At 59.8% G+C, this 26,284-nt stretch carries 23 protein-coding genes; 18 read left to right on the top strand and 5 right to left on the bottom strand.

The window, feature by feature from the left end; genetic code table 11:
• Positions 1 to 13: 13 nt before the first annotated feature.
• Positions 14 to 1,792 carry an ABC transporter transmembrane domain-containing protein gene (locus ACQ4LH_RS17060; protein WP_430698314.1) on the top strand — a complete coding sequence of 593 codons (1,779 nt, stop codon included), beginning with the start codon at positions 14 to 16 and terminating at the stop codon, positions 1,790 to 1,792.
• Here ACQ4LH_RS17060 and rhtA read toward each other — a convergent pair.
• From rhtA to ACQ4LH_RS17045, 3 genes are all read right to left on the bottom strand, one after another.
• Positions 1,789 to 2,661 carry a threonine/homoserine exporter RhtA gene (gene rhtA / locus ACQ4LH_RS17055; RefSeq protein ID WP_430698313.1) on the bottom strand — a complete coding sequence of 291 codons (873 nt, stop codon included), beginning with the start codon at positions 2,659 to 2,661 and terminating at the stop codon, positions 1,789 to 1,791. The genes ACQ4LH_RS17060 and rhtA overlap by 4 nt on opposite strands.
• A 71-nt stretch (positions 2,662 to 2,732) precedes the next feature.
• Positions 2,733 to 3,014 (bottom strand): pyrimidine/purine nucleoside phosphorylase, encoded by a 282-nt coding sequence (locus tag ACQ4LH_RS17050; protein WP_430698312.1) that lies wholly within the window; start codon positions 3,012 to 3,014, stop codon positions 2,733 to 2,735.
• 96 nt (positions 3,015 to 3,110) lie between these two features.
• On the bottom strand, positions 3,111 to 3,662 hold the full coding sequence (locus ACQ4LH_RS17045; RefSeq protein WP_430698311.1) for an exonuclease domain-containing protein: 552 nt from the start codon (positions 3,660 to 3,662) through the stop codon (positions 3,111 to 3,113).
• Positions 3,663 to 3,860: 198 nt separating this feature from the next.
• On the opposite strand from ACQ4LH_RS17045, the gene ACQ4LH_RS17040 reads away from it, so the two are divergent.
• From ACQ4LH_RS17040 to ACQ4LH_RS17020, 5 genes are all read left to right on the top strand, one after another.
• Positions 3,861 to 4,748 (top strand): NAD(P)-dependent oxidoreductase, encoded by an 888-nt coding sequence (locus tag ACQ4LH_RS17040; protein WP_430698310.1) that lies wholly within the window; start codon positions 3,861 to 3,863, stop codon positions 4,746 to 4,748.
• A 90-nt stretch (positions 4,749 to 4,838) separates the two neighbouring features.
• Positions 4,839 to 7,055: a GGDEF/EAL domain-containing response regulator gene (locus tag ACQ4LH_RS17035; RefSeq protein WP_430698309.1), complete on the top strand. Its 2,217-nt coding sequence runs from the start codon at positions 4,839 to 4,841 to the stop codon at positions 7,053 to 7,055.
• Complete coding sequence (locus ACQ4LH_RS17030; RefSeq protein ID WP_430698308.1) at positions 7,055 to 8,950, top strand: sensor histidine kinase; 1,896 nt, start codon at positions 7,055 to 7,057, stop codon at positions 8,948 to 8,950. Before ACQ4LH_RS17035 ends, ACQ4LH_RS17030 begins: the two co-directional genes overlap by 1 nt.
• Positions 8,951 to 9,039: 89 nt before the next feature.
• Positions 9,040 to 9,300 (top strand): YkgJ family cysteine cluster protein, encoded by a 261-nt coding sequence (locus ACQ4LH_RS17025; RefSeq protein ID WP_430698307.1) that lies wholly within the window; start codon positions 9,040 to 9,042, stop codon positions 9,298 to 9,300.
• A 35-nt stretch (positions 9,301 to 9,335) separates the two neighbouring features.
• The gene (locus ACQ4LH_RS17020) at positions 9,336 to 9,938 is read left to right on the top strand and encodes an START domain-containing protein (RefSeq protein ID WP_430698306.1); all 603 of its coding nucleotides are present in this window, start codon (positions 9,336 to 9,338) and stop codon (positions 9,936 to 9,938) included.
• 67 nt (positions 9,939 to 10,005) lie between these two features.
• On the opposite strand, the gene gltA is transcribed toward ACQ4LH_RS17020, so the two are convergent.
• Entirely contained in the window at positions 10,006 to 11,280 is a 1,275-nt protein-coding gene (gene gltA / locus ACQ4LH_RS17015; protein WP_305593030.1) for a citrate synthase, read from the bottom strand.
• A gap of 362 nt (positions 11,281 to 11,642) precedes the next feature.
• Here gltA and sdhC point away from each other — a divergent pair, with 362 nt between their 5' ends.
• The 12 genes from sdhC (at position 11,643) to ACQ4LH_RS16955 (ending at position 25,883) form a co-directional block, all read left to right on the top strand.
• Complete coding sequence (gene sdhC / locus ACQ4LH_RS17010; protein ID WP_304867789.1) at positions 11,643 to 12,017, top strand: succinate dehydrogenase, cytochrome b556 subunit; 375 nt, start codon at positions 11,643 to 11,645, stop codon at positions 12,015 to 12,017.
• Positions 12,011 to 12,379 (top strand): succinate dehydrogenase, hydrophobic membrane anchor protein, encoded by a 369-nt coding sequence (gene sdhD / locus ACQ4LH_RS17005; RefSeq protein ID WP_430698304.1) that lies wholly within the window; start codon positions 12,011 to 12,013, stop codon positions 12,377 to 12,379. Before sdhC ends, sdhD begins: the two co-directional genes overlap by 7 nt.
• A gap of 3 nt (positions 12,380 to 12,382) precedes the next feature.
• A complete protein-coding gene (sdhA, locus tag ACQ4LH_RS17000; RefSeq protein WP_275962789.1) occupies positions 12,383 to 14,155 on the top strand; it encodes a succinate dehydrogenase flavoprotein subunit in 1,773 nt (590 codons plus the stop codon).
• Between the two features lie 26 nt (positions 14,156 to 14,181).
• Positions 14,182 to 14,889, top strand: a complete 708-nt coding sequence (locus tag ACQ4LH_RS16995) for a succinate dehydrogenase iron-sulfur subunit (RefSeq protein WP_422582108.1) — start codon at positions 14,182 to 14,184, stop codon at positions 14,887 to 14,889.
• Positions 14,890 to 15,136: 247 nt separating this feature from the next.
• On the top strand, positions 15,137 to 17,968 hold the full coding sequence (locus ACQ4LH_RS16990) for a 2-oxoglutarate dehydrogenase E1 component (RefSeq protein WP_430698302.1): 2,832 nt from the start codon (positions 15,137 to 15,139) through the stop codon (positions 17,966 to 17,968).
• Positions 17,969 to 18,037: 69 nt separating this feature from the next.
• A complete protein-coding gene (gene odhB / locus ACQ4LH_RS16985; RefSeq protein ID WP_430698300.1) occupies positions 18,038 to 19,270 on the top strand; it encodes a 2-oxoglutarate dehydrogenase complex dihydrolipoyllysine-residue succinyltransferase in 1,233 nt (410 codons plus the stop codon).
• Between the two features lie 66 nt (positions 19,271 to 19,336).
• On the top strand, positions 19,337 to 20,773 hold the full coding sequence (gene lpdA, locus ACQ4LH_RS16980) for a dihydrolipoyl dehydrogenase (RefSeq protein ID WP_430698298.1): 1,437 nt from the start codon (positions 19,337 to 19,339) through the stop codon (positions 20,771 to 20,773).
• 221 nt (positions 20,774 to 20,994) lie between these two features.
• Complete coding sequence (sucC, locus tag ACQ4LH_RS16975) at positions 20,995 to 22,161, top strand: ADP-forming succinate--CoA ligase subunit beta (RefSeq protein WP_090253289.1); 1,167 nt, start codon at positions 20,995 to 20,997, stop codon at positions 22,159 to 22,161.
• On the top strand, positions 22,161 to 23,048 hold the full coding sequence (gene sucD / locus ACQ4LH_RS16970; protein ID WP_090242057.1) for a succinate--CoA ligase subunit alpha: 888 nt from the start codon (positions 22,161 to 22,163) through the stop codon (positions 23,046 to 23,048). The genes sucC and sucD overlap by 1 nt, the downstream gene beginning before the upstream one ends.
• A 283-nt stretch (positions 23,049 to 23,331) precedes the next feature.
• On the top strand, positions 23,332 to 24,645 hold the full coding sequence (brnQ, locus tag ACQ4LH_RS16965) for a branched-chain amino acid transport system II carrier protein (protein WP_430698295.1): 1,314 nt from the start codon (positions 23,332 to 23,334) through the stop codon (positions 24,643 to 24,645).
• Between the two features lie 114 nt (positions 24,646 to 24,759).
• On the top strand, positions 24,760 to 25,494 hold the full coding sequence (locus ACQ4LH_RS16960) for a DUF599 domain-containing protein (protein ID WP_430698293.1): 735 nt from the start codon (positions 24,760 to 24,762) through the stop codon (positions 25,492 to 25,494).
• Positions 25,491 to 25,883 carry an MAPEG family protein gene (locus ACQ4LH_RS16955; RefSeq protein WP_430698291.1) on the top strand — a complete coding sequence of 131 codons (393 nt, stop codon included), beginning with the start codon at positions 25,491 to 25,493 and terminating at the stop codon, positions 25,881 to 25,883. Before ACQ4LH_RS16960 ends, ACQ4LH_RS16955 begins: the two co-directional genes overlap by 4 nt.
• A gap of 58 nt (positions 25,884 to 25,941) precedes the next feature.
• On the opposite strand, the gene ACQ4LH_RS16950 is transcribed toward ACQ4LH_RS16955, so the two are convergent.
• Positions 25,942 to 26,232 carry a hypothetical protein gene (locus ACQ4LH_RS16950; RefSeq protein ID WP_430698289.1) on the bottom strand — a complete coding sequence of 97 codons (291 nt, stop codon included), beginning with the start codon at positions 26,230 to 26,232 and terminating at the stop codon, positions 25,942 to 25,944.
• Between the last annotated feature and the right edge of the window lie 52 nt (positions 26,233 to 26,284).

Raw genomic sequence — 26,284 nt, 5'->3', positions numbered from 1 at the left:
CCAGCGAGACTCCATGCTTTCGATCCTGTCTTCCCGTCAGCGCAATGCCTTGCGTATGGCCTGGCGCTTTATCGCGCCGTATCGCGGTCGCGTGTTCGGGGCCTTGCTGGCGCTGATGTTTACCGCGGCCATCACCCTGTCGATGGGCCAGGGCATCAAGCTGTTGGTCGATCAGGGTTTGGCCACTCAGTCGCCAGCGGCGCTGCAGCAGTCCATCGGACTGTTCTTCGTGCTGGTGCTGGCGCTGGCCATCGGCACCTTTACCCGTTTCTATCTAGTGTCGTGGATTGGCGAGCGCTTTGTCGCCGATATCCGCAAGCGCGTGTTCAACCACCTGATCGAACTGCACCCGGGCTTTTATGAGAGCAACCGCAGCTCGGAGATTCAGTCACGCCTGACCGCCGACACCACGCTGCTGCAATCGGTGATCGGCTCGTCGCTGTCGATGGCGCTGCGCAACCTGATCATGCTGGTTGGCGGCAGCGTGCTGCTGGTGGTGACCAACGCCAAGCTCAGCGGCATCGTGCTGATGGCGCTGCCGCTGGTGGTCGCGCCGATTTTGATATTCGGTCGCCGCGTGCGCGCGTTGTCGCGGCAGAGCCAGGACCGGGTGGCGGATGTTGGCAGCTACGTTGGTGAGGTGCTGGGGCAGATCAAAACCGTGCAGGCCTACAACCACCAGGCTGAGGACAAGCGTCGCTTCGGCCTGTCCGCCGAGGCCGCCTTCGACACTGCGCGTCAGCGGATTGCCCAGCGCGCCTGGCTGATTACTGTGGTGATCGTGCTGGTGCTCGGCGCGGTCGGGGTGATGCTCTGGGTAGGCGGTATGGACGTGATCGCTGGGCGGATTTCCGGCGGTGAGCTGGCGGCCTTTGTGTTCTATAGCCTGATTGTTGGCTCGGCCTTTGGCACCTTGAGTGAGGTGATCGGCGAGCTGCAACGCGCCGCAGGCGCCGCCGAGCGCATCGCCGAGCTGTTGCAGGCGCGCAATGAAATCACCCCGCCAGCTACGGATGCTTTGCATCTGACTCAGCCGGTGCAGGGCCGTATCGGGCTGCAAGGGCTGCGTTTCGCTTATCCTTCGCGCCCCGGCAGTTTCGCCGTGGACGGTATCGATCTACAGGTTGCAGCAGGGGAAACCCTGGCGCTGGTCGGGCCGTCTGGCGCAGGTAAATCGACGCTGTTTGATCTGCTGCTGCGCTTTTTCGACCCGCAGCAGGGCAGCATCCTGATCGACGGCGTGCCGATTCAGCAGCTCGACCCTCGCGAGCTGCGCAGTAGCTTTGCCCTGGTGTCGCAGAATCCGGCGCTGTTCTTCGGCTCGGTGGAAGACAATATCCGCTACGGCAAAACCACTGCCAGCCTGGCCGAGGTCGAGGCAGCAGCCAAAGCCGCGCATGCCCATGAATTTATTATGAAGCTGCCGGACGGCTACCAGACTCACCTCGGCGATGCCGGGCTGGGGCTTTCTGGCGGTCAGCGTCAGCGCCTGGCGATTGCCCGCGCGCTGCTGGTAGATGCGCCGATTTTGCTGCTTGATGAAGCGACCAGCGCGCTGGATGCCGAGAGCGAGCATCTGATTCAGCAAGCCTTGCCGCCGCTGATGCAGGGCCGCACCACCCTGGTTATCGCCCACCGCCTGGCCACGGTAAAAAGCGCTGACCGTATCGCAGTGATCGAGCACGGCAAGCTGGCGGCTATCGGTACCCACAGCGAGCTGGTCAACAACAGCCCGCTGTATGCCCGCTTAGCCGAGTTGCAGTTCAGTAACGAGGCTGACGCCGCAGTTTAAAGCGGCTTGGCTTTCGGTTTGATGGTCGCTGCAGCACCGGCCGAGGCGAGGATGATCGCGCTGATCGCCAGCCATTGGCTGAGCGTCAGGCGTTCGCTAAGGAACAGCAGGCCGGAGAGGGCGGCAATCGCCGGCTCCATGCTCATCAGGATGCTGAAAGTGCGCGCGGGCAGGCGGGTCAGGGCGACCATTTCCAGGCTATAGGGCAGGGCCGAGGAGAGCACGGCTACGGCCAAAGCGATGGGCAGCAAGTCCACTGAAAACAGGCCGCTACCGGCTTGCCACAGACCAATCGGGAACACCAGCAGTGCCGCGACTATGGTGCCTAGGGCCACGGTTTGCTTGCCGTGTTCAGCGCCGGCCTTCTGCCCGAAGACGATATACAGCGCCCAGCACAGGCCGGCCGCCAGGGCCAGGGCCATGCCGACGGGGTCCAGCGGTACATCGCTTTGCCCGGTGGGCAACAGCAGCCAGAGGCCGAAAACCGCCAGGGCGATCCAGACGAAGTCCACCAGGCGGCGTGACGACAACAGCGCCAGGCCGAGTGGGCCGGTGAATTCCAGGGCTACCGCGATGCCCAGTGGAATGGTTTTCAGCGAGAGGTAGAACAGCAGGTTCATGCCGCCCAACGACAGCCCGTAAGCCAACAGGGAACGGCTGGACTTCAGCGTCAGCTTGGCCTGCCAGGGCCGCATCAGAATGCACAGGATCAGCGCGCCAAGGCTCAAACGCAGGGCCGTGGTGCCGCTGGCGCCAATTTCCGGAAATAGCTCCTTGGCCAGGGACGCGCCGCTCTGGATCGAGGTCATGGCGATCAGCAGCAATATGATCGGCAGGATCACCAGGGAGAATTGCGTCGAGCGCGGCATGGCTGTTCCTTGAGGTTTAATCCGTAATAAAAAAGCCGGCCATTGAGGCCGGCTTTCAGGCGCTCTATGACTTAGCGATATTCACACAGGTAAGCGGTATCAGCCGCGACCTTGAGCTGAAACTTGCTGTTGGCCGGTACGGTGAACTTGCTGCCGCTGGTGAAGGTTTCCCAGTTTTCGCTGCCTGGCAGTTTGACGGTCAGGGCGCCAGCGACCACGTGCATGATTTCCAGCTGGTTGGTGCCGAATTCGTACTCGCCTGCAGCCATCACGCCAATGGTGGCCGGGCCTTCAGCCATGCCGAAGGCGATGGATTTGACGGTGCCGTCGAAGTATTCATTGACCTTGAACATCTGCAGTTCCTCGAGAAGGGGATTTAAAAGGCTGGTTGCCAGTAGCGGCAGGCCATAGAAAAAGGCTCGCCAGTATGCCCAAGCGGTTTTTCTTCGTCATCTGCTTTGCACAGGCAAAACCAGCGGCAGCAGCCGAGCGGTATTGCGCGCATCGGTCAGAGCGCGGTGCTGCTGGCCCTGGAACTGCAAGCCAGCCAGACTCAGCGCCATTTTCAGGCCAATCGGGCTGGGCAGCTGGCGGGCTTCGGCGAAGCGTTTTTTCAGGTTGATATGCGGGATCTGGCTCAGGTAGCTCTCCAGGCCATGGGCGCGCCATTCCTGCTCGAACTGGCGACGGTCATAGTCACCCCAGCTGGCCCAGCCCGCCAGTTGCGCTTGATGGGCCAGCAACCAGCGTTCGAATTGCGCCCACACCGCACTCAGCGGCGCCGCGGCATCGACATCGGTCTGGCTGATCTGCGTGAGCTGCCGGCAGAAGTGCGTCAGGTGTGGGCGCCGGGTGGGTCGCACAAAGCGTTGGAAATACTCGATTTCATGGCCGCCAGCGTTGACCAGGCTGGCGCCGATTTCGATGATTTCCATATCTGTGACCGGCCAACCGCCTTCTTCGGTGGTGGCTTCCAGGTCGATTACCAGCCAATGCTGCATAAGCCCTCCTTAGCGTGCCGCGAGTATGGAAGCAGTTTCGGCGTTGGGTAAAGCCTGTTGGTCGGGTGCATCCATACAGTTTTGCCCTATGGCTGTACTGGCGCTGGCCCCATGTGGCGGGCATGCTTGCAGCCGGGTTCGTATCTGCCGTACAGCGGGGATATGGGGTTAAGCAGAAACGTGCGCTGTCGATGGCGTATGAAGGTAGAGGTGGATATGGCAAAGCTGGCGTTTATCGGGCTGGGCGTAATGGGTTACCCGATGGCCGGGCATCTGGCGCGCGCCGGGCATCAGGTGTGTGTGTACAACCGCACCGCAGCCAAGGCTGCGCAGTGGGCTGCCGAATATGCCGGCAGCCACGCGCCAACCCCGCGTGAAGCGGCCGCGGGTGCTGAGTTTGTGATGGTCTGCGTGGGCAATGACGATGACCTGCGCGGCGTGGTGCTGGGCGAGCAGGGCGCCTTTGCCGGTATGCAGCCCGGCGCGGTGCTGGTCGATCACACCACTGCCTCGGCGCAGGTAGCACGTGAACTGGCCGAACAGGCCGCTGCCCGCCAACTGGGTTTTCTCGATGCGCCGGTATCCGGTGGCCAGGCAGGGGCGCAGAACGGCGCGTTGACCATCATGGTTGGCGGTGAGGCAGCGACCTACGCCAAGGCTGAGTCGATCATTCAGGCTTATGCACGTATGGCCCGCTTGATGGGCGAAGCCGGCAGCGGCCAGCTGACCAAGATGGTCAACCAGATCTGCATCGCCGGCCTTGTGCAGGGCTTGTCCGAGGCGCTGCATTTCGCCGAGTGCGCTGGGCTCGACGCCCATGGTGCGATGGAAGTGATCAGCAAGGGCGCTGCGCAGTCCTGGCAGCTGGAAAATCGCCACAAAACCATGCTGGCCGGCGAGTTCGAGCATGGTTTTGCTGTGGACTGGATGCGCAAGGACCTGTCGATCCTGCTGGCCGAGGCCCGTAGCAATGGCGCGCAGCTGCCGGTAACGGCGCTGGTCGATCAGTTCTATGCCGATGTGCAGGGCATGGGCGGCGGCCGTTGGGACACTTCCAGTCTGTTTGCCCGCCTGAACAAGCGCTAACTGGCGGCTGAGAACAGCCGTCTATACTGGGCTCAAAGCCAGTTTGGATTCGGCGCTGTTCTCACTCTTCCAGGCACGTGGGCATTCTTCATGGATGATCAATTTGCATTCAGCGACGACGACCTTCCCGGCACCTCCCGTCAGCCTGTATGGCGAGTGCTGGCAGTCGATGATGATGCCGACTTTCAGCGCGCCACCGCCTTTGCCCTGAGTGAGCTGGAACTGCTGGGCGGGCGCATTGAGCTGATTCAGGCGTTCAGTTGCCGTGAAGCGTCGATGCTGCTAGCCAAGCACCATGACATCGCCCTGGTGTTGCTCGATGTGGTGATGGAGACCGAAGACGCCGGCCTGCGCCTGATCAAGGCGCTGCGCGAGGTAATTGGCAACCGTGAAACCCGCGTGGTAATGCTTACCGGTGAGCCCGGTATGGCGCCGGCCCATGAAGTGATGCGTGATTACGACATCAACGATTACTGGACCAAGAGTGAACTCGGCGCCGAACGCTTGCTCACCGTCCTCACGGCCGCAGTGCGCGGTTATGCCCAGCTCAAGGCTGTAGCCAGCGCCCGCCGTGGCCTGCAGATGATCGTCGAATCGAGCAATGCGCTGTTCTGCTCGAAGAATACCCGCGAGTTGTCAGCCAAGATTCTGTCGGAAATCACCTCGCTGCTTAACCTGCAGACCGAGGGCATCGTTTGTGTGCGCGCCGATGAGGGGGACGCCACTACCGAGCTAAATGCGCGGATTGTCAGCGCCAGCGGGCGCTTCTTCGACAGCATCGACGCCAATCTGGACGTGCTGCAGCCGCAGGTCGCGGCGGCGGTGCGCCAATGTTTGCAGGCGCAGCAGACCCTGCGCCTGAGCGACTGCACGGTATTGTTCTTTCCGCGCTTTCAGGCGGGCTCCGACTACGCCTGCTATATCGACAGCGCGCGGGCGCTGGATGACACAGAACTGGAACTGCTCAAGGTGTTCAGCGCCAGTATCAGCCGCGGGCTATATAACGTCGCGCTGTTCAGTCGCCTGGAGGAAATGGCCTACCAGGACGACCTGCTGAAGATCCCCAACCGCAATGCGCTGATTCGCATGCTGGACATGACCCTGAAGTCCGAGGCCAAGGATCAGCGGGTGTTGGTACTGATCGATATCGACAACTTCTCCGGGGCCAATACCGCCTTTGGCACCGGTTATGGCGATTTTATTCTCGGCCTGGTGGCGAAGAAGCTGCGCGAAGCCTTCAGCCCTGACGTGCTGATTGCGCGGGTGCGCGATGACCTGTTTGCCATCCTCGGCCCGCAAACCCAGGTCAATGCCGCAGAGGTGGTGGCGCTGTTTCGCCGGCATAAACGCCCCTATGAGCTTGGCCAGGTGCACAGCCTGAGCAGCGTGACCATGCACCTGGCCGACTTTACCGGTACTGCCAGCGTGGCCTTGCAGGATGCGCTGCTGACCCTGAAACAGGCCAAACGCCTGGGGCATGACCAGCACTGCGTATATGACCCGCGCCTGCAGAGCGCGCATGCCGAGTCATACCGCATGCTGCTGGCTTTGCGCGATGCGGTGGAGGCGGGGCAGATCAGCGTCGAACTGCAGCCGCAGATCGACCTGCAGACCCACCGCGTCACCGGTGTGGAGGCTCTGGCGCGCTGGCGCAAGGCCGACGGCAAGATGGTCCCGCCGCTGAGTTTTATCCCCCTGGCCGAGGCCACCGGTTACATCCTGCCGCTGGGCGATCTGCTAATGCGTCTGGCCCTGCAGGCGGCGAAACAGCTGGCCGGTGCCGGTTATGCGCATATTCGCGTGGCCGTTAACGTCTCCGCGCCGCAGCTGCTACAGCATGACTTTATCGAACGGTTTACTACTCACCTGCAGGCGGCCGGGGTCTTGCCTGAGCAGATCGAGGTAGAAATTACCGAGTCGGTGGCCATGCGCACCTTCGACACCGTCTGTGAAAAGCTGCGCGCACTGCGCGCCATGGGTGTGGAGGTGGCCATCGACGACTTCGGCACTGGCTTCTCATCGCTCAGCTATCTGCGTTTACTGCCAGCCGATCGGCTGAAAATCGACCGCAGTTTCGTCCTGGAAATCGGTGAGGTCAGCGACCAGCAGATGATTGCCGAGGCGGTGATCCAGATTGCCGCGCGGGTCGGCATGCAGGTAATTGCCGAGGGCGTAGAGACCCAGCAGCAGGCCGATTGGATTCTTGGGCATGGCTGCCGGCAGGCGCAGGGCTATCTGTTTGCCAAACCGATGGCCTGCGCCGACTTACTGAACTGGCTGAGTGACTGGTCGGAGCGCACGGCCTGATGCAGCAATCCTGGCGCAGCAAGCTGTTGTCGCAACCAGTCAGACGCAACCTATTGCTGCTATTTGTGCCGTGGACCCTGCTGATTCTGCTGCTGATGGCGCTGCTCTACGAACGCCTGCTAGATGCGCGGCTTGAGCCGCTGCTGCGCAATCAGCAGATCAGCCTGAACGAGGGCGTCGGCGTACTCAATCGGCACCTGGCAACCTTGCGTGGCAATCTGCAGTTTCTCACTCAGCAGCCGTTGTTGGCCGAGGTGCTGCAAGACCCCAGCGCAGACAATCGGCGCGCCCTGAGTCAACTGTTTGTCGAGTTCGCCCGCAGCAGCAGGGTCTATGACCAGATTCGTTGGCTGGATGAGCGTGGCGCGGAGCAGGTGCGGGTCGATTGGCGCGATGGCGAGCCGCTGGCGCGCGACCAGGCGCAATTGCACAACCAGGCGCAGCATTACTACTTCGTGGAAACCATGAACCTGCCTCAGGGTGCGTTCTACCTGTCGCGTTTTGACCTGAATACCGATTCCGGCACTGTCGAACAACCACTCAAGCCGACTCTGCGCGGTGCTGAGCCGATCTTCGATGGTGAGGGCAAGCGACGTGGCATCCTGGTGCTCAACTACCTGGGGCAAGTGCTGCTGCAGCGTCTGGCCGAGGTGTCCAGCAGTTACGGCAACAACCTGACGCTGGTCGATCATGAAGGCTACTGGATGCTCGCTACCGATGAGCAGGATGCCTGGGGCTTCGCCCTGGGCAAACCTGAGGCGACGCTGGCCAGCCGCTTTCCCGGCAGCTGGCGGCGTATGCAGAGCGCACGCAATGGGGTGTTCAGCGACAGTGCCGGTTTCTGGGCATTCAATCAGTTCGACCCTTATCAGCGCGGTGACAAGACCTTGGAGGCTGGCGAGCACTGGCTGCTGGTTTCGCATATGCCCCACGAGCAGGTCCAGGGTTTGCGCATGCAGGTGCTCTGGCAGGTGCTGCTGTTTGTCTGCGTGATGCTCTCTCTGGGCTTGCTGGTGGTGTTGCGCCTGGGCTTAGCGGAGTTCGAGCGTAATCAGGTGCGTCAGGCGCTTGAGCTCAGCAGTCAGGCATTGCAGCAAAGCAATACTGAGCTGCGCGACACGGTGGAGCAGCTACAGCGCACGCGCGGCGCATTGATCCAGGCGGAAAAGCTGTCCTCGCTCGGTACTCTGGTTGCCGGTGTGGCGCATGAGCTGAATACGCCGATTGGCGCTGCCAGCATGGCGGCCTCAACCCTGGATAAGGGCAATCAGAGCATGCAGAAAAGCTTCGGCGAAGGCCTGCAACGTTCCGTGTTGGAGCGCTTTCTGCAGCGCAATGATGAGGGTCTGGCGATCATCCTCAATAGCCTGGCGCGCATGGCGCAGCTGACCCGGGCCTTCAAGCAACTGGCCAGCGACCGCGCGAGTACCGAGCGACGCAGCTTTGATCTGGTCGAGCTGGTAGGCGAGGTCATGCTGCTGTTTACCCCCAAGCTCAAGCAGTCAAACCATCGGGTGCAGCTGGAGTTGCCGCAAAGCCTGCAGCTCGACAGCTATCCAGGGCCTTTGGGGCAGATTCTGCAGAACCTTATCGATAATGCGCTGATCCATGCCTTCGACTCCGGCATGAACGGCGTGGTGACTGTGCGGGTTGACCATGACGAGATGCGCCGCGAATGCGTGATTGAGGTCAGTGATAACGGCGACGGCATGAGCGAGGAGGTGCTGGGGAAGATCTTCGACCCGTTCTTCACGACCCGTCGTGGGCGCGGCGGCACCGGGCTTGGCTTGCATATCACCCATCAGCTGGCCGTGGATATTCTCGGGGCTGAACTGCAGGTGCGGAGCGCGCCGGGGCAGGGCACGCAGTTTCGCCTGCGCCTACCGCTCGCCTGAATCTGCGCTATCTGGGCTGCTAAATTCGGGCTTGCCAAGTAAGATCGGCGCCCATATTCGTACCCTGCTGTGTTTGAGGCTTCCCTCTGATGAATTGCCGTGCCGGCTGCGGCGCCTGCTGCATTGCCCCTTCGATCAGTTCCCCCATCCCGGGTATGCCAGATGGCAAGCCGGCGGGTGTGCGCTGCGTGCAGCTGGATTCGAATAACTACTGCCTGATTTTTGGCCAGCCTGAGCGGCCGGCGGTGTGTTCGGCGTTTCATGCCGCCGAGTATGTGTGCGGCAGCAATAGCGCAGAGGCTCTGCAGTTGATTGGCTGGCTGGAGCAGAGCACGGCGGTTGCAGTCTGATACTGTACCCAGGGTTATCGGCTGCCGGAGGCATGATGGTGCGGTTTACAGGGCTGCTCTTGGGGGTTGCCGCGTTGCTGGCGGTGAGCGTGGCGCAGGCGGGGCAATGGCGTCTGGTCAAGGATGAGGCGGGTATTCAGGTCTATTTGCAGCAGATTCCGGGCTCAAGTTTTCAGGCGTTTCGCGGTGTCACTCGTATACGAGCCGATATGCCACGCTTGTTGGCCCTGCAGGATGATGTCAGCGCGGCCTGCGCCTGGATTCATGCCTGCAGCGAACAGAAGCTGCTCAAGCATGAGGGCGATCTAAGCTGGGCCTACAGCCGTTTCCATACGCCCTGGCCGGTGCAACCGCGTGATTCGATCCTGCAGGTGACTACCACGCGCGATGCCGATGGTCGGGTAACTCGAACTTTGCATGGGGTTGCCGACTATTTGCCGCTGCAGCAAGGCTTTGTGCGGGTGAGCAAGGTTGAGGGTTTCTGGAGCCTTACGCCACGCGAGGGCGAAATCGAGGTGATCTACCAGGTGCATTCCGAACCGGGCGGCAGTGTGCCGGCCTGGTTGGCCAATAGTTTTGTCGTGGATGCGCCGTTCAATACCTTGCAGGGGCTGCGTCAGTTGGCTGAACAGCCGTAAAGCTGGCTTATTCAACGCAATAAAAAAGGCTGCCCGAGGGCAGCCTTTTTGTGCGGCGAGAACTGAATTACTTCTTCAGGTCGCGCTGCGGGTAGCCGGTGTACAGCTGGCGCGGACGGCCAATCTTGTACGGGCTGGAGAGCATTTCTTTCCAGTGCGAGATCCAGCCGACGGTCCGCGCCAGGGCGAAGATCACGGTGAACATGCTGGTTGGAATACCGATAGCCTTGAGGATGATGCCCGAGTAGAAGTCGACGTTCGGGTACAGGTTGCGCTCTTTGAAGTACGGGTCGGTCAGGGCGATCTCTTCCAGGCGCATAGCCAACTGCAGCTGTGGATCGTTGGTGATGCCCAGCTCTTTCAGTACTTCGTCGCAGGTCTGCTTCATCACGGTGGCGCGCGGGTCGCGGTTTTTGTAAACGCGATGACCGAAGCCCATGAGTTTGAACGGATCGTTCTTGTCCTTGGCCTTGGCGATGAACTTGTCGATGTTCGAAACATCGCCAATCTCGTCCAGCATGCTCAGTACGGCCTCGTTGGCACCGCCGTGCGCTGGGCCCCAGAGGGCGGCGATACCAGCTGCGATACAGGCGAATGGGTTGGCACCCGAGGAGCCAGCCAGACGTACGGTAGAGGTAGAGGCATTCTGCTCATGGTCGGCGTGCAGGATAAAGATCTTATCCATGGCCTTGGCCAGCACCGGGCTGATCGGTTTGATCTCGCACGGGGTGTTGAACATCATGTGCAGGAAGTTTTCCGCGTAGTTCAGGTCGTTGCGCGGATACATCATCGGCTGACCCATGGAGTACTTGTAGGTCATGGCGGCGATGGTTGGCATCTTGGCGATCAGGCGCATGGCCGACACTTCGCGGTGATGCGGGTTATTGATGTCCAGGGAGTCGTGGTAGAAGGCAGAGAGGGCGCCGACTACACCGCACATGATGGCCATCGGGTGAGCGTCACGGCGGAAGCCGTTGAAGAAGGTCTTCAGTTGCTCGTGAACCATGGTGTGGTTCTTGATGGTGCTAACGAACTTGGCTTTCTCTTCTGCGTTCGGCAGTTCACCGTTGAGCAGGAGGTAGCAGGTTTCCAGGTAATCGGATTGCTCTGCCAGCTGTTCGATGGGGTAGCCGCGATGCAGCAGGATGCCCTGGTCACCGTCGATATAGGTGATCTTCGACTCGCACGAGGCGGTGGACATAAAGCCAGGATCAAATGTGAAACGGCCCGTGGCGGTTAAGCCCCGCACGTCAATTACATCGGGACCAACGGTGCCGGTTAAAATGGGCAGCTCGACGGGGGCTGCGCCCTCGATGATCAACTGCGCTTTTTTGTCAGCCATGTTTGGCCTCCTAGTTATGCTTGAAATCATCTGACTGCCCCCCACGCAGGGCCCGCACCACTATAGTGAGATAAATTCGAATGTCAATTTGCGAAAACCCAGGCGGCAGAAGGGTTTGCGGGTTGTTTTCGGGCTTTTAAAGCGGCTCTTTACGCCATTTATTAGAGGTGTGCAATGCGCTTTTAGGTAGGGGCCTTTGCGTTGTCATTAGTAACCTAACTGTCTATACTCTGCGCCCAGCTACCAAGGGCTTTAGCCTGTCTTTTGGTAGTTGTCACTCCTTGGGTGATGGGTACCTGACCAGTGCACTTCCCGACAACTTTGCCCTGATAGTTAGGGGCTCTCAGTGTGATAAAAAAGCCGTGAATAGCCAAAGACCTGTAAACCTAGACCTTAGGACTATCAAACTCCCAATCACTGCTTACACGTCCATTCTTCACCGTATCTCCGGTGTCATCCTCTTTGTCGGTATCGCCATTCTGCTGTATGGCCTCGACAAGTCGCTGTCGTCCGCAGAGGGCTTTGCCCAGGTGCAGGAATGCTTGACCAGCCCGCTGGCCAAGTTTGTGATTTGGGGTCTGTTGTCCGCTCTGCTGTACCACCTGGTGGCCGGTGTACGCCACTTGATCATGGACATGGGCATCGGTGAGACGCTGGAAGGCGGCAAGCTGGGTTCGAAAATCGTTCTCGTCGTGTCGACGATCGTGATCGTGCTGCTGGGGGTGTGGATATGGTAACCAACGTCACGAATTTCTCGCGTTCGGGTCTTTATGACTGGATGGCGCAGCGTGTATCTGCTGTCGTCCTCGCGGCTTATGTGCTGTTTCTGCTTGGCTTTATCTTGTGTAACCCGGGTCTGGGTTATGCCGAATGGCAGGCACTGTTCTCCAATAACGCAATGCGTATCTTCAGCCTGTTGACCCTGGTGGCGCTCAGCGTTCACGCCTGGGTTGGCATGTGGACAATTTCCACCGATTACCTGACGCCAATGGCGCTGGGTAAGTGGGCGACTGCCGTGCGTTTTCTGTTCCAGGCTGCGTGTGGCGTTGCCATGTTCGCGTTCTTCGTCTGGGGCGTGCAGATTTTTTGGGGTAACTGATCCATGACAAGCATTCGCACTCTTTCTTATGACGCCATCATTGTTGGTGGCGGCGGCGCGGGTATGCGCGCTGCACTGCAGTTGGCTCAGGGTGGTCATAAAACCGCAGTAGTGACCAAGGTCTTCCCGACCCGCTCGCACACTGTTTCCGCTCAGGGTGGCATCACCTGCGCCATCGCTTCGGCCGATCCGAACGACGATTGGCGCTGGCACATGTACGACACCGTCAAGGGCTCCGACTATATCGGTGACCAGGACGCTATCGAATACATGTGTTCCGTGGGTCCGGAAGCCGTATTTGAACTGGAACACATGGGTCTGCCGTTCTCCCGTACTGAGCAGGGTCGCATCTATCAGCGTCCGTTCGGTGGTCAGTCCAAAGGCCCGAACAACCCGACTCAGGCTGCGCGTACCTGCGCTGCGGCTGACCGTACCGGTCACGCCCTGCTGCACACTCTGTACCAGGCCAACCTCAAGGCTGGCACCTCGTTCCTTAACGAGTGGTACGCGGTCGATCTGGTGAAGAACCAGGACGGCGCCGTAGTTGGCACCATCGCCATCTGCATCGAAACCGGCGAAACCGTATATATCCGCTCCAAGGCCGTGGTTCTGGCCACTGGCGGTGCGGGTCGTATCTACGCTTCCACCACCAACGCCCTGATCAACACCGGTGACGGCGTGGGCATGGCCCTGCGTGCTGGCGTGCCGGTGCAGGACATCGAGATGTGGCAGTTTCACCCGACCGGTATCGCCGGCGCTGGTGTACTGGTTACTGAAGGTTGCCGTGGTGAAGGTGGTTACCTGATCAACGCCCATGGCGAGCGTTTCATGGAGCGTTATGCGCCGAACGCCAAAGACTTGGCCGGTCGTGACGTAGTAGCGCGCTCGATGGTTAAAGAAGTACTCGCCGGCAACGGCTGTGGCCCGGACAAGGACCACGTACTGCTCAAGCTCGATCACCTCGGCGAAGACGTGCTGCACAGTCGTCTGCCAGGCATCTGCGAGCTGTCGAAGACCTTCGCCCACGTTGACCCGGTGGTTGCTCCGGTTCCAGTGATTCCGACCTGCCACTACATGATGGGCGGCGTGCCGACCAACATTCATGGTCAGGCCATCACTCAGGATGCCAACGGCAACGACAAGATCATCGAAGGCCTGTTCGCTGTAGGCGAAGTGGCCTGCGTATCGGTACACGGTGCCAACCGTCTGGGCGGCAACTCGTTGCTCGACCTGGTGGTGTTCGGTCGTGCCGCCGGTATTCACCTGGAAAAAGCGCTGAAAGAAGGCGTGGAAGTCCGTGGTGCCAGCGAAACCGACATCGAGCTGTCGCTCAAGCGTCTGGCGGGTGTCAACGAACGCACCACCGGCGAAGATGTCGCGCCGCTGCGTAAAGAGCTGCAAAACTGCATGCAGAATTACTTCGGTGTGTTCCGCACCGGTGAGTACATGCAGAAGGGCATCGCCCAACTGGCCGACCTGCGTGAGCGGATCGCGACTGTCAAGATCGCGGACAAGAGCCAGGCATTCAACACTGCGCGTATCGAAGCATTGGAACTGCAAAACCTTCTCGAAGTGGCTGAAGCCACCGCGATCGCTGCCGAGGTTCGTAAAGAATCCCGTGGTGCTCACGCTCGTGAAGACTTCGAAGAACGTGACGACGAAAACTGGCTGTGCCACTCCCTGTATATCCCAGGTGAAAAGCGCGTGAGCAAGCGTTCGGTCAACTTCTCGCCGAAGACAGTTCCAGCGTTTGAACCCAAGGTCCGGACTTATTAAGGGTGCCTGATATGTCGCAAGCCAATCTGTTGCAAGTAAGCGTTTATCGTTACAACCCGGAAAAAGATGCTGCTCCGTTTATGCAGGATTTCCAGGTCGACACCGGCGGCAAGGACATCATGGTTCTTGACGTGCTGGCGCTGATCAAGGAACAGGACGAGGGTTTCTCCTATCGTCGCTCCTGCCGTGAAGGCGTGTGCGGTTCCGACGGCATGAACATCAACGGCAAGAATGGCCTGGCCTGCATCACGCCTATCTCGGCTGCCGGCCTCAAAGGCGGCAAGCTGGTGATTCGCCCGCTGCCTGGCCTGCCGGTCATCCGTGACCTGGCTGTTGATATGAGCATCTTCTACAAGCAGTACGAGAAGGTGCAGCCATATTTGCAGAACGATACGCCGGCTCCGGCCATCGAGCGTCTGCAGTCGCCGGAAGAGCGTGAGAAGCTGGACGGTCTGTACGAGTGCATCCTGTGCGCTTGCTGCTCCACCAGCTGCCCGTCGTTCTGGTGGAACCCAGACAAGTTCCTCGGCCCAGCTGCGCTGCTGCAGGCTTATCGTTTCCTGGCGGACAGCCGTGATACTCAGACCGAACAGCGTCTGGCGTCGCTGGATGATCCGTTCAGCGTGTTCCGTTGCCGCGGCATCATGAACTGCGTGAACGTTTGCCCTAAGGGTCTCAACCCTACCAAGGCAATCGGCCACGTACGCAACATGTTGCTGCAGAGCGGTACCTGATTCACGGTTGTTTGCTAGACCTGTAACACCTGCGGCGCTGCTTTCAACCCAGCGCCGTAGTTTTAGCCAGGGCTGCTGCTCACAAAGCGGTGGTTCTTAATTTGAAAAATATGACGACCAGCAGGGGCATCCGGGCTGGTGCCCGGACTATCTGCGGGATCCGTAGTGGCTTACCAGTCGCTGCTTCAGGACTGACGGCCATGCGGTTTCTTCGCCGGTGGTGTCCCCTTACCGAGGGTGACCAAGCATGCAAGAAAGCGTGATGCAGCGCATGTGGGACAGTGCCCACCTATCCGGTGGTAACGCTGCCTATGTGGAAGAGCTCTATGAGCTTTACCTGCACGATCCCAACGCTGTGCCAGAAGAGTGGCGCACTTACTTCCAGAAGTTGCCGACTGACGGCAGCGCCGCCACAGACGTATCGCACTCTACGATTCGCGATCATTTCGTCCTGCTCGCTAAAAATCAGCGCCGCGCCCAACCGGTGTCCGCTGGTAGCGTCAGCAGTGAGCACGAGAAAAAGCAAGTCGAAGTGCTGCGCCTGATTCAGGCTTATCGCATGCGCGGCCATCAGGCTGCCCAGCTCGATCCGCTTGGCCTCTGGAAACGTCCTGCGCCGGCTGATCTGGCAATCAATCACTATGGTCTGACCGATGCCGACCTGGACACCACCTTCCGTACCGGTGGGCTGTTCATTGGCAAGGAAGAGGCTACTCTGCGCGAAATTCGCGATACGTTGCAGCAGACATATTGCCGCACCATTGGCGCCGAGTTCACCCATATTGTCGATTCCGAGCAGCGCAGCTGGTTCCAGCAGCGTCTGGAAAGCGTACGTGGTCGTCCACAATTCTCGGTTGACGTGCAGAGCCACCTGCTCGAGCGTCTGACTGCAGCTGAAGGTCTGGAGAAGTACCTCGGTACCAAGTACCCAGGCACCAAGCGTTTCGGTCTGGAAGGCGGCGAGAGCCTGATTCCGCTGCTCGATGAGCTGATCCAGCGTTCCGGCTCCTACGGCACCAAAGAAATCGTCATCGGCATGGCCCACCGTGGTCGCCTCAACGTGCTGGTCAACACCTTCGGCAAGAATCCGCGCGACCTGTTCGACGAGTTCGAAGGCAAGAAAACTGAAGGCCTGTCTTCCGGTGACGTGAAATACCACCAGGGTTTCTCCTCCAACGTGATGACCGCTGGTGGCGAAGTGCACCTGGCGATGGCGTTCAACCCGTCCCACCTGGAGATCGTTTCGCCGGTGGTCGAGGGCTCGGTACGCGCCCGTCAGGACCGTCGTAATGACGCCATTGGCGAGAAAGTACTGCCGGTTTCCCTGCACGGTGACGCGGCATTCGCCGGTCAGGGTGTGGTCATGGAAACCTTCCAGATGTCGCAGACCCGTGGCTTCAAGACGGGCGGCACCATCCATATCGTGATCAACAACCAGGTCGGCTTCACCATCAGCAACCCGCTGGACTCGCGTTCCACCGAGTACTGCACGGACGTTGCCAAGATGATCCAGGCGCCGATCCTGCACGTTAACGGTGATGACCCGGAAGCGGTGCTGTTTGTGACCCAGCTGGCTGTCGATTACCGCATGCAGTACAAGCGTGACGTGGTTATCGACCTGGTCTGCTACCGCCGCCGCGGCCACAACGAGGCCGACGAGCCGAACGGCACTCAGCCGATCATGTATCAGCAGATCAGCAAGCAGCGCACCACCCGTGAGCTGTATGCCGACGTGCTGACCGCTGCGGCGCGTCAATCTACTGATGACGTGCAAGCCAAGATCGACGAGTACCGCACTGCGCTGGATAACGGTCAGCATGTGGTCAAGAGCTTGGTTAAAGAGCCAAACAAGGAACTCTTCGTTGATTGGCGTCCATACCTGGGCCACGCCTGGACCGCGCGTCACGACACGCGTTTCGAGCTGAAAACCCTGCAGGAACTGTCCAACAAGCTGCTGGAAATTCCAGAGGGCTTTGTGGTTCAGCGCCAGGTCGCGAAAATTCTCGAAGACCGCCAGAAGATGAGCGCAGGCGCCTTGCCGATCAACTGGGGCTACGCCGAAACCATGGCCTACGCCACCCTGTTGTTCGAAGGCCACCCAATCCGCATGACCGGCCAGGACATCGGCCGTGGCACCTTCTCGCACCGTCACGCGGTGTTGCACAACCAGAAGGACGCCGGCACCCACCTGCCGCTGCAGAACCTCTACCAGGGGCAGCCGCGTTTCGACCTGTACGACTCCTTCCTTTCGGAAGAAGCCGTACTGGCCTTCGAATACGGCTATGCCACCACCCAGCCGCAGTCGCTGGTGATCTGGGAAGCGCAGTTCGGCGACTTCGCCAACGGTGCCCAGGTGGTATTCGACCAGTTCATTTCCAGTGGCGAGCACAAGTGGGGCCGTCTGTGCGGTCTGACCATGCTGCTGCCGCACGGTTATGAAGGGCAGGGGCCTGAGCACAGCTCGGCGCGTCTGGAGCGTTATCTGCAGCTGTGCGCCGAGCACAACATGCAGGTTGCCGTACCTACTACCCCAGCGCAGATCTACCACTTGCTGCGTCGTCAGGTGATTCGCCCGCTACGCAAGCCATTGGTCGTATTGACGCCGAAGTCGCTGCTGCGCCACAAATTGGCCATCTCGACCCTGGAAGATCTGGCCGAAGGCTCGTTCCAGACCGTGATTCCGGAGATCGATGCAATCGATCCGAAGAAAGTCGAGCGTCTGATTCTGTGCAGCGGCAAGGTTTACTACGACTTGCTGGAGAAACGCCGCAACGAAGGCCGCGAAGACATCGCCATTGTGCGTATCGAGCAGCTCTATCCGTTCCCGGAAGATGATCTGGCCGAGGCACTTGCCCCGTACAAGAACCTCAAGCACATCGTCTGGTGTCAGGAAGAGCCGATGAACCAGGGCGCCTGGTACTGCAGTCAGCATCACATGCGTCGCGTGGCGACAGCGCACAAGAAAGCGCTGTTCCTCGAGTACGCCGGTCGTGATGCGTCTGCCGCACCTGCCTGTGGTTATGCATCGATGCACGCCGAACAGCAGGAAAAACTCCTGCAAGACGCCTTTACTGTTTAACGCCTTCGCGCAACAGGCGGCCAACTGGGCCGCCTGCTAGAAGAAACCGAATTTAAGGAACCACACACAATGGCTATCGAGATCAAAGCCCCTACTTTCCCGGAATCGGTTGCCGACGGCACCGTGGCCACTTGGCACAAGAAGCCGGGCGATGCGGTCAAGCGCGACGAACTGATCGTCGACATCGAAACCGACAAAGTAGTGATCGAAGTGCTGGCCGAGGCCGATGGCGTCCTCGCGCAAATCATCAAGAATGAAGGCGACACCGTTCTCAGCAACGAACTGCTGGGCACCCTGGGCGAGGGCGGCGCTGCTGCTCCTGCACCAGCCGTTGCCGCTCAGGCTGCTGCACCTGCCGCTGCCGCCGCTGCGCCGGCCGTTGCCGCAGGCGACGATCAGATCCTTTCCCCAGCTGCACGCAAGATCGCCGAAGAAAACGGTATCGACCCGAACAGCATTGCTGGCACCGGCAAAGGTGGTCGTGTAACCAAGGAAGACGTGGTTGCTGCCGTTGAAGCGAAGAAGAACGCGCCGGCTGCTGCACCTGTCGCCAAGCCTGCTGCGCCTGCTGCTGCCGCACCGGTATTCGCCACCGGCGACCGTACCGAGAAGCGTGTGCCGATGACCCGTCTGCGCGCCAAGATCGCCGAGCGTCTGGTCGAGGCTCAGTCCTCCATGGCCATGCTGACCACCTTCAACGAAGTCGACATGACTGAAGTTATGGCGCTGCGCTCGAAGTACAAAGACCTGTTCGAGAAGAGCCACAACGGCGTGCGTCTGGGCTTTATGTCGTTCTTCGTCAAGGCCGCTACCGAAGCGCTGAAGCGCTTCCCGGCAGTCAACGCCTCGATCGACGGTACCGACATCGTTTACCACGGCTACGCCGACGTCGGTGTTGCCGTATCCAGCGATCGTGGCCTGGTAGTTCCCGTGCTGCGTAACGCCGAGCTGATGAGCCTGGCTGAAATCGAGAACGGCATCGCCACCTTTGGCAAGAAAGCCAAAGACGGCAAGCTGTCGATCGAAGAAATGACCGGCGGCACTTTCACCATCACTAACGGTGGTACTTTCGGTTCGATGATGTCGACGCCGATCGTCAACCCGCCGCAAGCCGCGATTCTGGGGATGCACAACATCATCCAGCGTCCGATGGCCGTAAATGGTCAGGTGGTTATCCGCCCAATGATGTACCTGGCGTTGTCCTACGATCACCGCCTGATTGATGGTAAGGAAGCCGTGACCTTCCTGGTGACCATCAAGAACTTGCTGGAAGACCCGGCGCGTCTGCTGCTGGATATCTAAAAGCCAGTTTCTCCCACGGCGGCTCTGTAACCAGGGCCGTCCGGTTTATTCGAGAAGGAATACGTTATGACCCAGAAATTCGACGTGGTAGTCATCGGTGCCGGCCCTGGTGGCTATGTAGCCGCCATCAAAGCAGCTCAGCTCGGCTTGAAGACTGCATGCATCGAGAAGTACCAGGATAAAGAGGGCAAGGTTGCGCTCGGTGGTACTTGCCTGAACGTCGGCTGCATTCCGTCCAAGGCGCTGCTGGACAGCTCCTGGAAATACCACGAAGCGCACGAAGGCTTTGCCATTCACGGTATCGAAGCCAAAAGCGTCACCATCGACATCCCGGCGATGATCGGCCGTAAGGCCAACATCGTGAAAAACCTCACCGGCGGCGTCGCCGGCCTGTTCAAGTCGAATGGCGTGACGCTGCTCGAAGGTCACGGCAAGCTGCTGGCGAACAAGCAGGTTGAAGTCACCGGTTCCGACGGCAAGACGCAGATCGTCGAAGCCGAGAACGTGATTCTGGCCTCCGGCTCCAAGCCGATCGACATTCCGCCGGCTCCGGTTGATCAGGACGTGATCGTTGACTCCACCGGCGCCCTGGAATTCCAGAGCGTACCGAAGAAGCTCGGCGTGATCGGCGCTGGCGTAATCGGTCTGGAACTGGGTTCGGTCTGGGCTCGTCTGGGTGCTGAAGTCACCGTGCTGGAAGCTCTGGACAAGTTCCTCCCGGCTGCCGATGAGCAGGTCGCCAAAGAAGCGCTGAAAACCCTGACCAAGCAGGGCCTGAACATTCGTCTGGGCGCTCGCGTTACCGGTTCGGAAGTGAAGAAGAAGCAGGTTACCGTCAACTTCACCGACGCCGAAGGCGAGCAGAAGATCGTGTTCGACAAGCTGATCGTTGCAGTCGGCCGTCGTCCGGTGACCACCGACCTGCTGGCGGCCGATAGCGGCGTCGACATGGACGAGCGTGGTTTCATCTTCGTTGACGACCAGTGTGCCACCAGCGTACCGGGCGTTTACGCCATTGGTGACGTGGTGCGTGGCGCGATGCTGGCTCACAAAGCCTCGGAAGAGGGCATCATGGTTGCCGAGCGCATCGCCGGCCACAAAGCCCAGATGAACTACGACCTGATCCCATCGGTTATCTACACCCACCCGGAAATCGCATGGGTTGGTAAAACCGAGCAGCAGCTGAAGACCGAAGGCGTTGCCGTTAACGTCGGCACCTTCCCGTTCGCAGCCAGCGGTCGCGCCATGGCGGCCAACGACACTGGCGGCTTCGTCAAGGTGATTGCGGATGCCGCGACCGACCGCGTACTGGGTGTTCACGTGATCGGCCCAAGCGCTGCCGAACTGGTTCAGCAGGGTGCAATCGGTATGGAATTCGGCACCAGCGCCGAGGATCTGGGGATGATGGTGTTCTCCCACCCGACGCTGTCCGAAGCGCTGCACGAAGCTGCTCTGGCAGTGAATGGCCATGCCATCCACATCGCCAACCGTAAAAAGCGTTAACAGCAAGCGTTAAGTCGTTGTTTGTTTGAGCGGATGCCTTCACCGGCGTTGTGTACCGGTGAAGGTGCAGCTCAACAGGAAGAACCACGGCCGACTGCCCGCGTACAGCTCAGGTTTTGCGCGGAACGTCAGCCGGATTGCTCCAGAAGCAGTCACAGGTGGTGCGGCATCACAAGTGCAGCACCGTATGCGCAATACCTAAACGAAGACGGTAGACAAGCATGAATCTCCACGAGTATCAGGGTAAGCAGCTGTTCGCTGAATACGGCCTGCCCGTATCCAAGGGCTTCGCGGTAGACACCCCGGAAGAAGCCGCAGCAGCCTGCGAAAAAATCGGTGGCACCGAGTGGGTCGTCAAGGCTCAAGTCCACGCTGGTGGCCGCGGTAAAGCGGGCGGCGTGAAGCTGGTGAAGAACAAAGAAGACGCCAAAGCCTTCGCCGCCAACTGGCTGGGCAAGCGTCTGGTGACTTACCAGACAGATGCCAACGGTCAGCCAGTGACCAAGATCCTGGTCGAGTCCTGCACCGACATCGCCAAGGAACTCTACCTAGGCGCGGTCGTTGACCGTTCCAGCCGTCGCATCGTGTTCATGGCTTCCACCGAAGGTGGCGTGGACATCGAGAAAGTTGCGCACGACACCCCTGAGAAGATCCTCAAGGCGACCATCGACCCGCTGGTCGGCGCTCAGCCGTTCCAAGGCCGCGAGCTGGCATTCCAGCTGGGCCTGGAAGGTGATCAGATCAAGCAGTTCACTCAGATCTTCGTTGGCCTGGCCAAGCTGTTCCAGGACTATGACCTGGCTCTGCTGGAAGTGAACCCGCTGGTGATCAAGGCTGACGGCAACCTGCATTGCCTCGACGCCAAGATCAACATCGACAGCAACGCCATGTACCGTCAGCCTAAGCTGCGCGCCATGCACGATCCATCCCAGGACGATCCGCGTGAAGCCCACGCTGCCAAGTTCGAACTGAACTACGTAGCGCTGGAAGGCAACATCGGTTGCATGGTCAACGGTGCTGGCCTGGCCATGGGCACCATGGACATCGTCAACCTGCACGGCGGCAAGCCAGCCAACTTCCTCGACGTAGGTGGCGGCGCAACCAAAGAGCGCGTGACCGAAGCCTTCAAGATCATCCTGTCCGACAGCAACGTTGCTGCCGTACTGGTGAACATCTTCGGCGGTATCGTTCGTTGCGACATGATTGCCGAAGGCATCATCGGTGCAGTGAAAGAAGTCGGCGTGAAAATCCCGGTTGTCGTTCGTCTGGAAGGCAACAACGCTGAGCTGGGCGCTAAAGTCCTGGCAGAAAGCGGCCTGAACATCATCGCGGCAACCAGCCTGACCGACGCTGCTCAGCAAGTCGTCAAAGCTGCGGAGGGCAAGTAATGAGCGTCCTGATCAATAAAGACACCAAAGTTATCTGCCAGGGCTTCACCGGCTCGCAGGGTACTTTCCACTCCGAACAAGCCATCGCCTACGGCACCAAGATGGTTGGCGGCGTGACTCCGGGCAAAGGCGGCACCACTCACCTGAATCTGCCGGTGTTCAACACCGTGCGTGAAGCAGTTGAGCAGACTGGCGCCACCGCCAGCGTGATCTACGTTCCGGCTCCGTTCTGCAAGGACTCGATCCTTGAAGCGGCCATGGGCGGCATCAAGCTGATCGTCTGCATCACCGAAGGCATCGCGACCATCGACATGCTCGAAGCCAAGGTCAAGTGTGACGAGCTGGGCGTGGTCCTGATCGGCCCGAACTGCCCAGGCGTGATCACTCCGGGCGAGTGCAAAATCGGCATCATGCCGGGCCACATCCATTTGCCAGGCAAAGTAGGCATCGTGTCGCGTTCCGGCACCCTGACTTACGAAGCTGTTAAGCAGACCACTGACGCCGGTTTCGGTCAGTCCACCTGCGTTGGCATCGGCGGTGACCCGATCCCAGGCTCCAACTTCATCGACATCCTGAAGCTGTTCCAGGAAGACCCGAAGACTGAAGCGATCGTGATGATCGGTGAGATCGGCGGTTCGGCTGAAGAAGAAGCTGCTGCCTACATCAAGGCCAACGTAACCAAGCCAGTGGTGTCCTACATCGCTGGTGTGACCGCTCCGGCGGGCAAGCGTATGGGCCACGCCGGCGCAATCATCTCCGGCGGCAAGGGTACTGCAGACGAGAAGTTCGCAGCCCTGCAAGACGCCGGTGTGAAAACCGTGCGTTCCCTGGCTGACATCGGCAAGGCCCTGGCCGAGCTGACCGGTTGGGAAGTGAAAAAAGCCTAAGGCTTTTTGACCTGAGAAAAGGCCACCTTCGGGTGGCCTTTTTTATTGCGGCCAGGGATGAACTGTTGTCGATGCGACAGCTTTTTTCACCAGTCCGACAGCCTGACCTGTGCCAGTGCCGCTGGCGTGCCAATTTCGTTAGGCTTGCAACTATTAGCGCCTGCTCCGCCACAAGCGGCTCAGGGTGCTGCAGTGGCCCCGCTTAACCGGCTGGGTGACGTTTCCCCCGATCCATCGGGAAACCCTCGGAACTTTTAACCTTCTGCCTGTGGTATTCCCTTCTATGACTCGTTTGAAAGGCTCGGATCTCCTGGCCCTCGGCTTTATGACTTTTGCGCTGTTCCTGGGCGCTGGCAACATCATCTTTCCGCCCAGCGCCGGTATGGCTGCGGGTGAGAACATCGGCCTGGCGGCGCTGGGCTTTCTGCTCACTGGCGTTGGCTTACCGCTGTTGACCATCGTCGCCCTGGCGCGCGTAGGTGGCGGTATGGCGCTACTCACCGCGCCGCTGGGCAAGCGTGCGGGCGTAATGTTTGCGGTCGCGGTTTACCTGGCCATCGGCCCGCTGTTCGCTACGCCGCGCACTGCGGTGGTGTCGTTCGAAATGGGCGTCGCGCCGTTCAGCGGTAATAGCAGCACTGCGCTGCTGCTTTATACCTTGGCCTACTTTGCGGCGGTGCTGTTCCTGTCCCTTAATCCTGGGCAACTAGTTGATCGCATCGGCAAGTACATCACCCCGGTGCTGCTGGCGGCGTTGCTGGTATTGGGCGGCGCCGCGCTGCTGATCCCGGCGGGGGAGATCGGCCAGGTATCGCCTGATTACCAGAGCACGCCCTTTGTGCAGGGTTTCCTGCAGGGTTACCTGACCATGGATACCCTCGGCGCGCTGGTATTCGGCATCGTGATCGCCACCGCGATTCGCGATCATGGCGTGACCGACAGCAAGCTGATTACCCGCTACTCGGTGATTGCCGGCCTGATCGCTGCAGTGGGCCTGTCGCTGGTGTACCTGGCGCTGTTCTACCTCGGTGCGACCAGTCAGGGCATTGCCGGTGAAGCGCAGAATGGCGTGCAGATTCTCACCGCCTATGTGCAGCACACCTTCGGTACCGCTGGCAGCTTGCTGCTGGCCGTGGTTATTACCCTGGCGTGCCTGACCACCGCGGTGGGTTTGCTGACGGCTTGTGGTGAGTTCTTCAGCGGCCTGTTGCCGGTTTCCTACCGTACGGTGGTGATCGCGTTTGGCGTGTTCAGCCTGCTGGTGGCCAACCAGGGGCTGACGCAGTTGATCAGCTTTTCGATTCCGGTACTGGTCGGTTTGTACCCGCTGGCCATCGTGCTGGTGGCGCTGAGCCTGTTGGATGACCTGTGGTGTTCGCCGGCGCGGGTGTTCCGCCCGGTGATGGCGGTCACCCTGGTGTTTGGCCTGGTTGACGGTATTGCCGCAGCCGGCGGCAAGGCGCTGATCCCGAGCTTCTTCAGCCAACTGCCGCTGGCGGACCAGAGCCTCGGCTGGCTGTTGCCGGTGCTGCTGACCTTGGCCCTCGCTGTTGCAGTGGACCGCATGTTGGGCGCGCCGAAAACCGCCGCAGCCTAAGTTCTGCTGTTTAGCCTCTGTTGTTTACCCCAGGCCGCTCACTGAGCGGCCTTTTTGTTGGCCAGCTGAAAGCCAGGCCTGTCTATAATCGGCGCAGGTTAACAAGGAGTTTGCATGCCAATCAGTGACTACTACCTACCGCACCTGCTTGCCGTTCTCTGGTTTGTCGTCTGCTGGGCCGGTTACACCCGTTATGCCCAGGCCAAGGGCCGCACCACGCCATGCCTGGCCAGCGTGCTGCACCTGTACCGCGAAGACTGGATGCGCCGCATGCTGCTACGCGATAACCGCATCGCCGATGCCAACGTGATCGGCAACCTGGAGCGCAACGCCTCGTTCTTTGCTTCCAGTACGCTGATCATTCTCGCCGGTATTCTGACCGTGCTCGGCGCCTCTGATCGCGCAGTATCGCTGCTCGCCGATCTGCCCTTTGTCCAGGCCGCCAGCCGCGAGCTGTCCGAGGTCAAACTGCTGTGCCTGGGGGTGGTGTTCGTCTACGCCTTCTTTACCTTCAGCTGGTGCATGCGCCAGTACAACTTCGCCGCCGTACTGGTGGGTTCTGCGCCGATGGTGGGTGAGCGGCATGTCACGGAGCAGGAACGCAAAGCCTTTGCCGAACGCACCGCGCGGGTGATCTCGATGGCCGCCAACCAGTTCAACCAAGGTTTGCGCGCCTATTACTTCGGCATGGCAACCCTGTCCTGGTTTATCAACCCATGGTTTTTCATGCTGGTCAGCGCAGGTGTGGTATTGGTGTTGTACCGCCGCGAGTTTCATTCCGATGTACTGGAAGTAATGGTCTACACCCAGACCCCGGCGTTCGAATCGCCCAAGGAGAAAAGCGAATGAGCATTCCATTCTGGTGCATCTTTATCAGCGCATTACTGATCTTTATCGCCAAGGCCCCAGTGGCCAAGGCCATGGCGAAGGAGGGTGACGGTCATTACGACAATCACCATCCACGTGCCCAGCAAGCGCGTCTGACCGGCTTTGGCGCGCGTGCACTGGCCGCGCACCTGAACAGTTTTGAAGCGTTTCCGCTGTTTGCCGTAGGCGTGCTGATGGCGCACGTGACCAATAACCACGGCATTCTGGTGGATGTATTGGCGGTGACCTTCGTTGTGGCGCGGGTGCTGTATCTGTTTTTCTACTGGGCTGACCTGCACTGGCAGCGCAGTGTGGTCTGGGTGGTCGGGCTGCTGTGTAGCCTGCTGCTGATGCTTACGCCGGCGCTTTGATTGCGCCATAAACAAACAAGCCCACATTAAGCGGGCTTGTTTGTTTCAGCTGGAAGGCTTACTGGCCGTCGACAGCGTCTTTGACTTCATCGCCAGCATCGTCAATGGCATCAGCTGCATCATTGGCAGCATCTTCGATTTTCTCGCCAGCGGTTGGCTCGGTGCCCATCACTTCATCGGCTTTCTGCTCGATGGCTTCGCCGGTATCTTCAGCGGCATCACCCATGGATTCAATGGCTTCAGCAGCGGATTCCTTGGCTGACTCCAATTTGTCTTCCGGGGTTTTTTCGCAGGCTGCCAGGCCAAGCATGGCGGCAAGAAGCAGGGCATAGGTGAAAGGTTTTTGCACGGTTACGTCTCCATGTGTGATGCGGATGATGGCATGTGGCCTCATCCGTGCT

This window comes from Pseudomonas peli, from assembly GCF_050563605.1.
GTDB classification, from domain to species: Bacteria; Pseudomonadota; Gammaproteobacteria; order Pseudomonadales; family Pseudomonadaceae; genus Aquipseudomonas; species Aquipseudomonas peli_A.
This window is presented reverse-complemented; position numbering and strand designations above follow the sequence as displayed.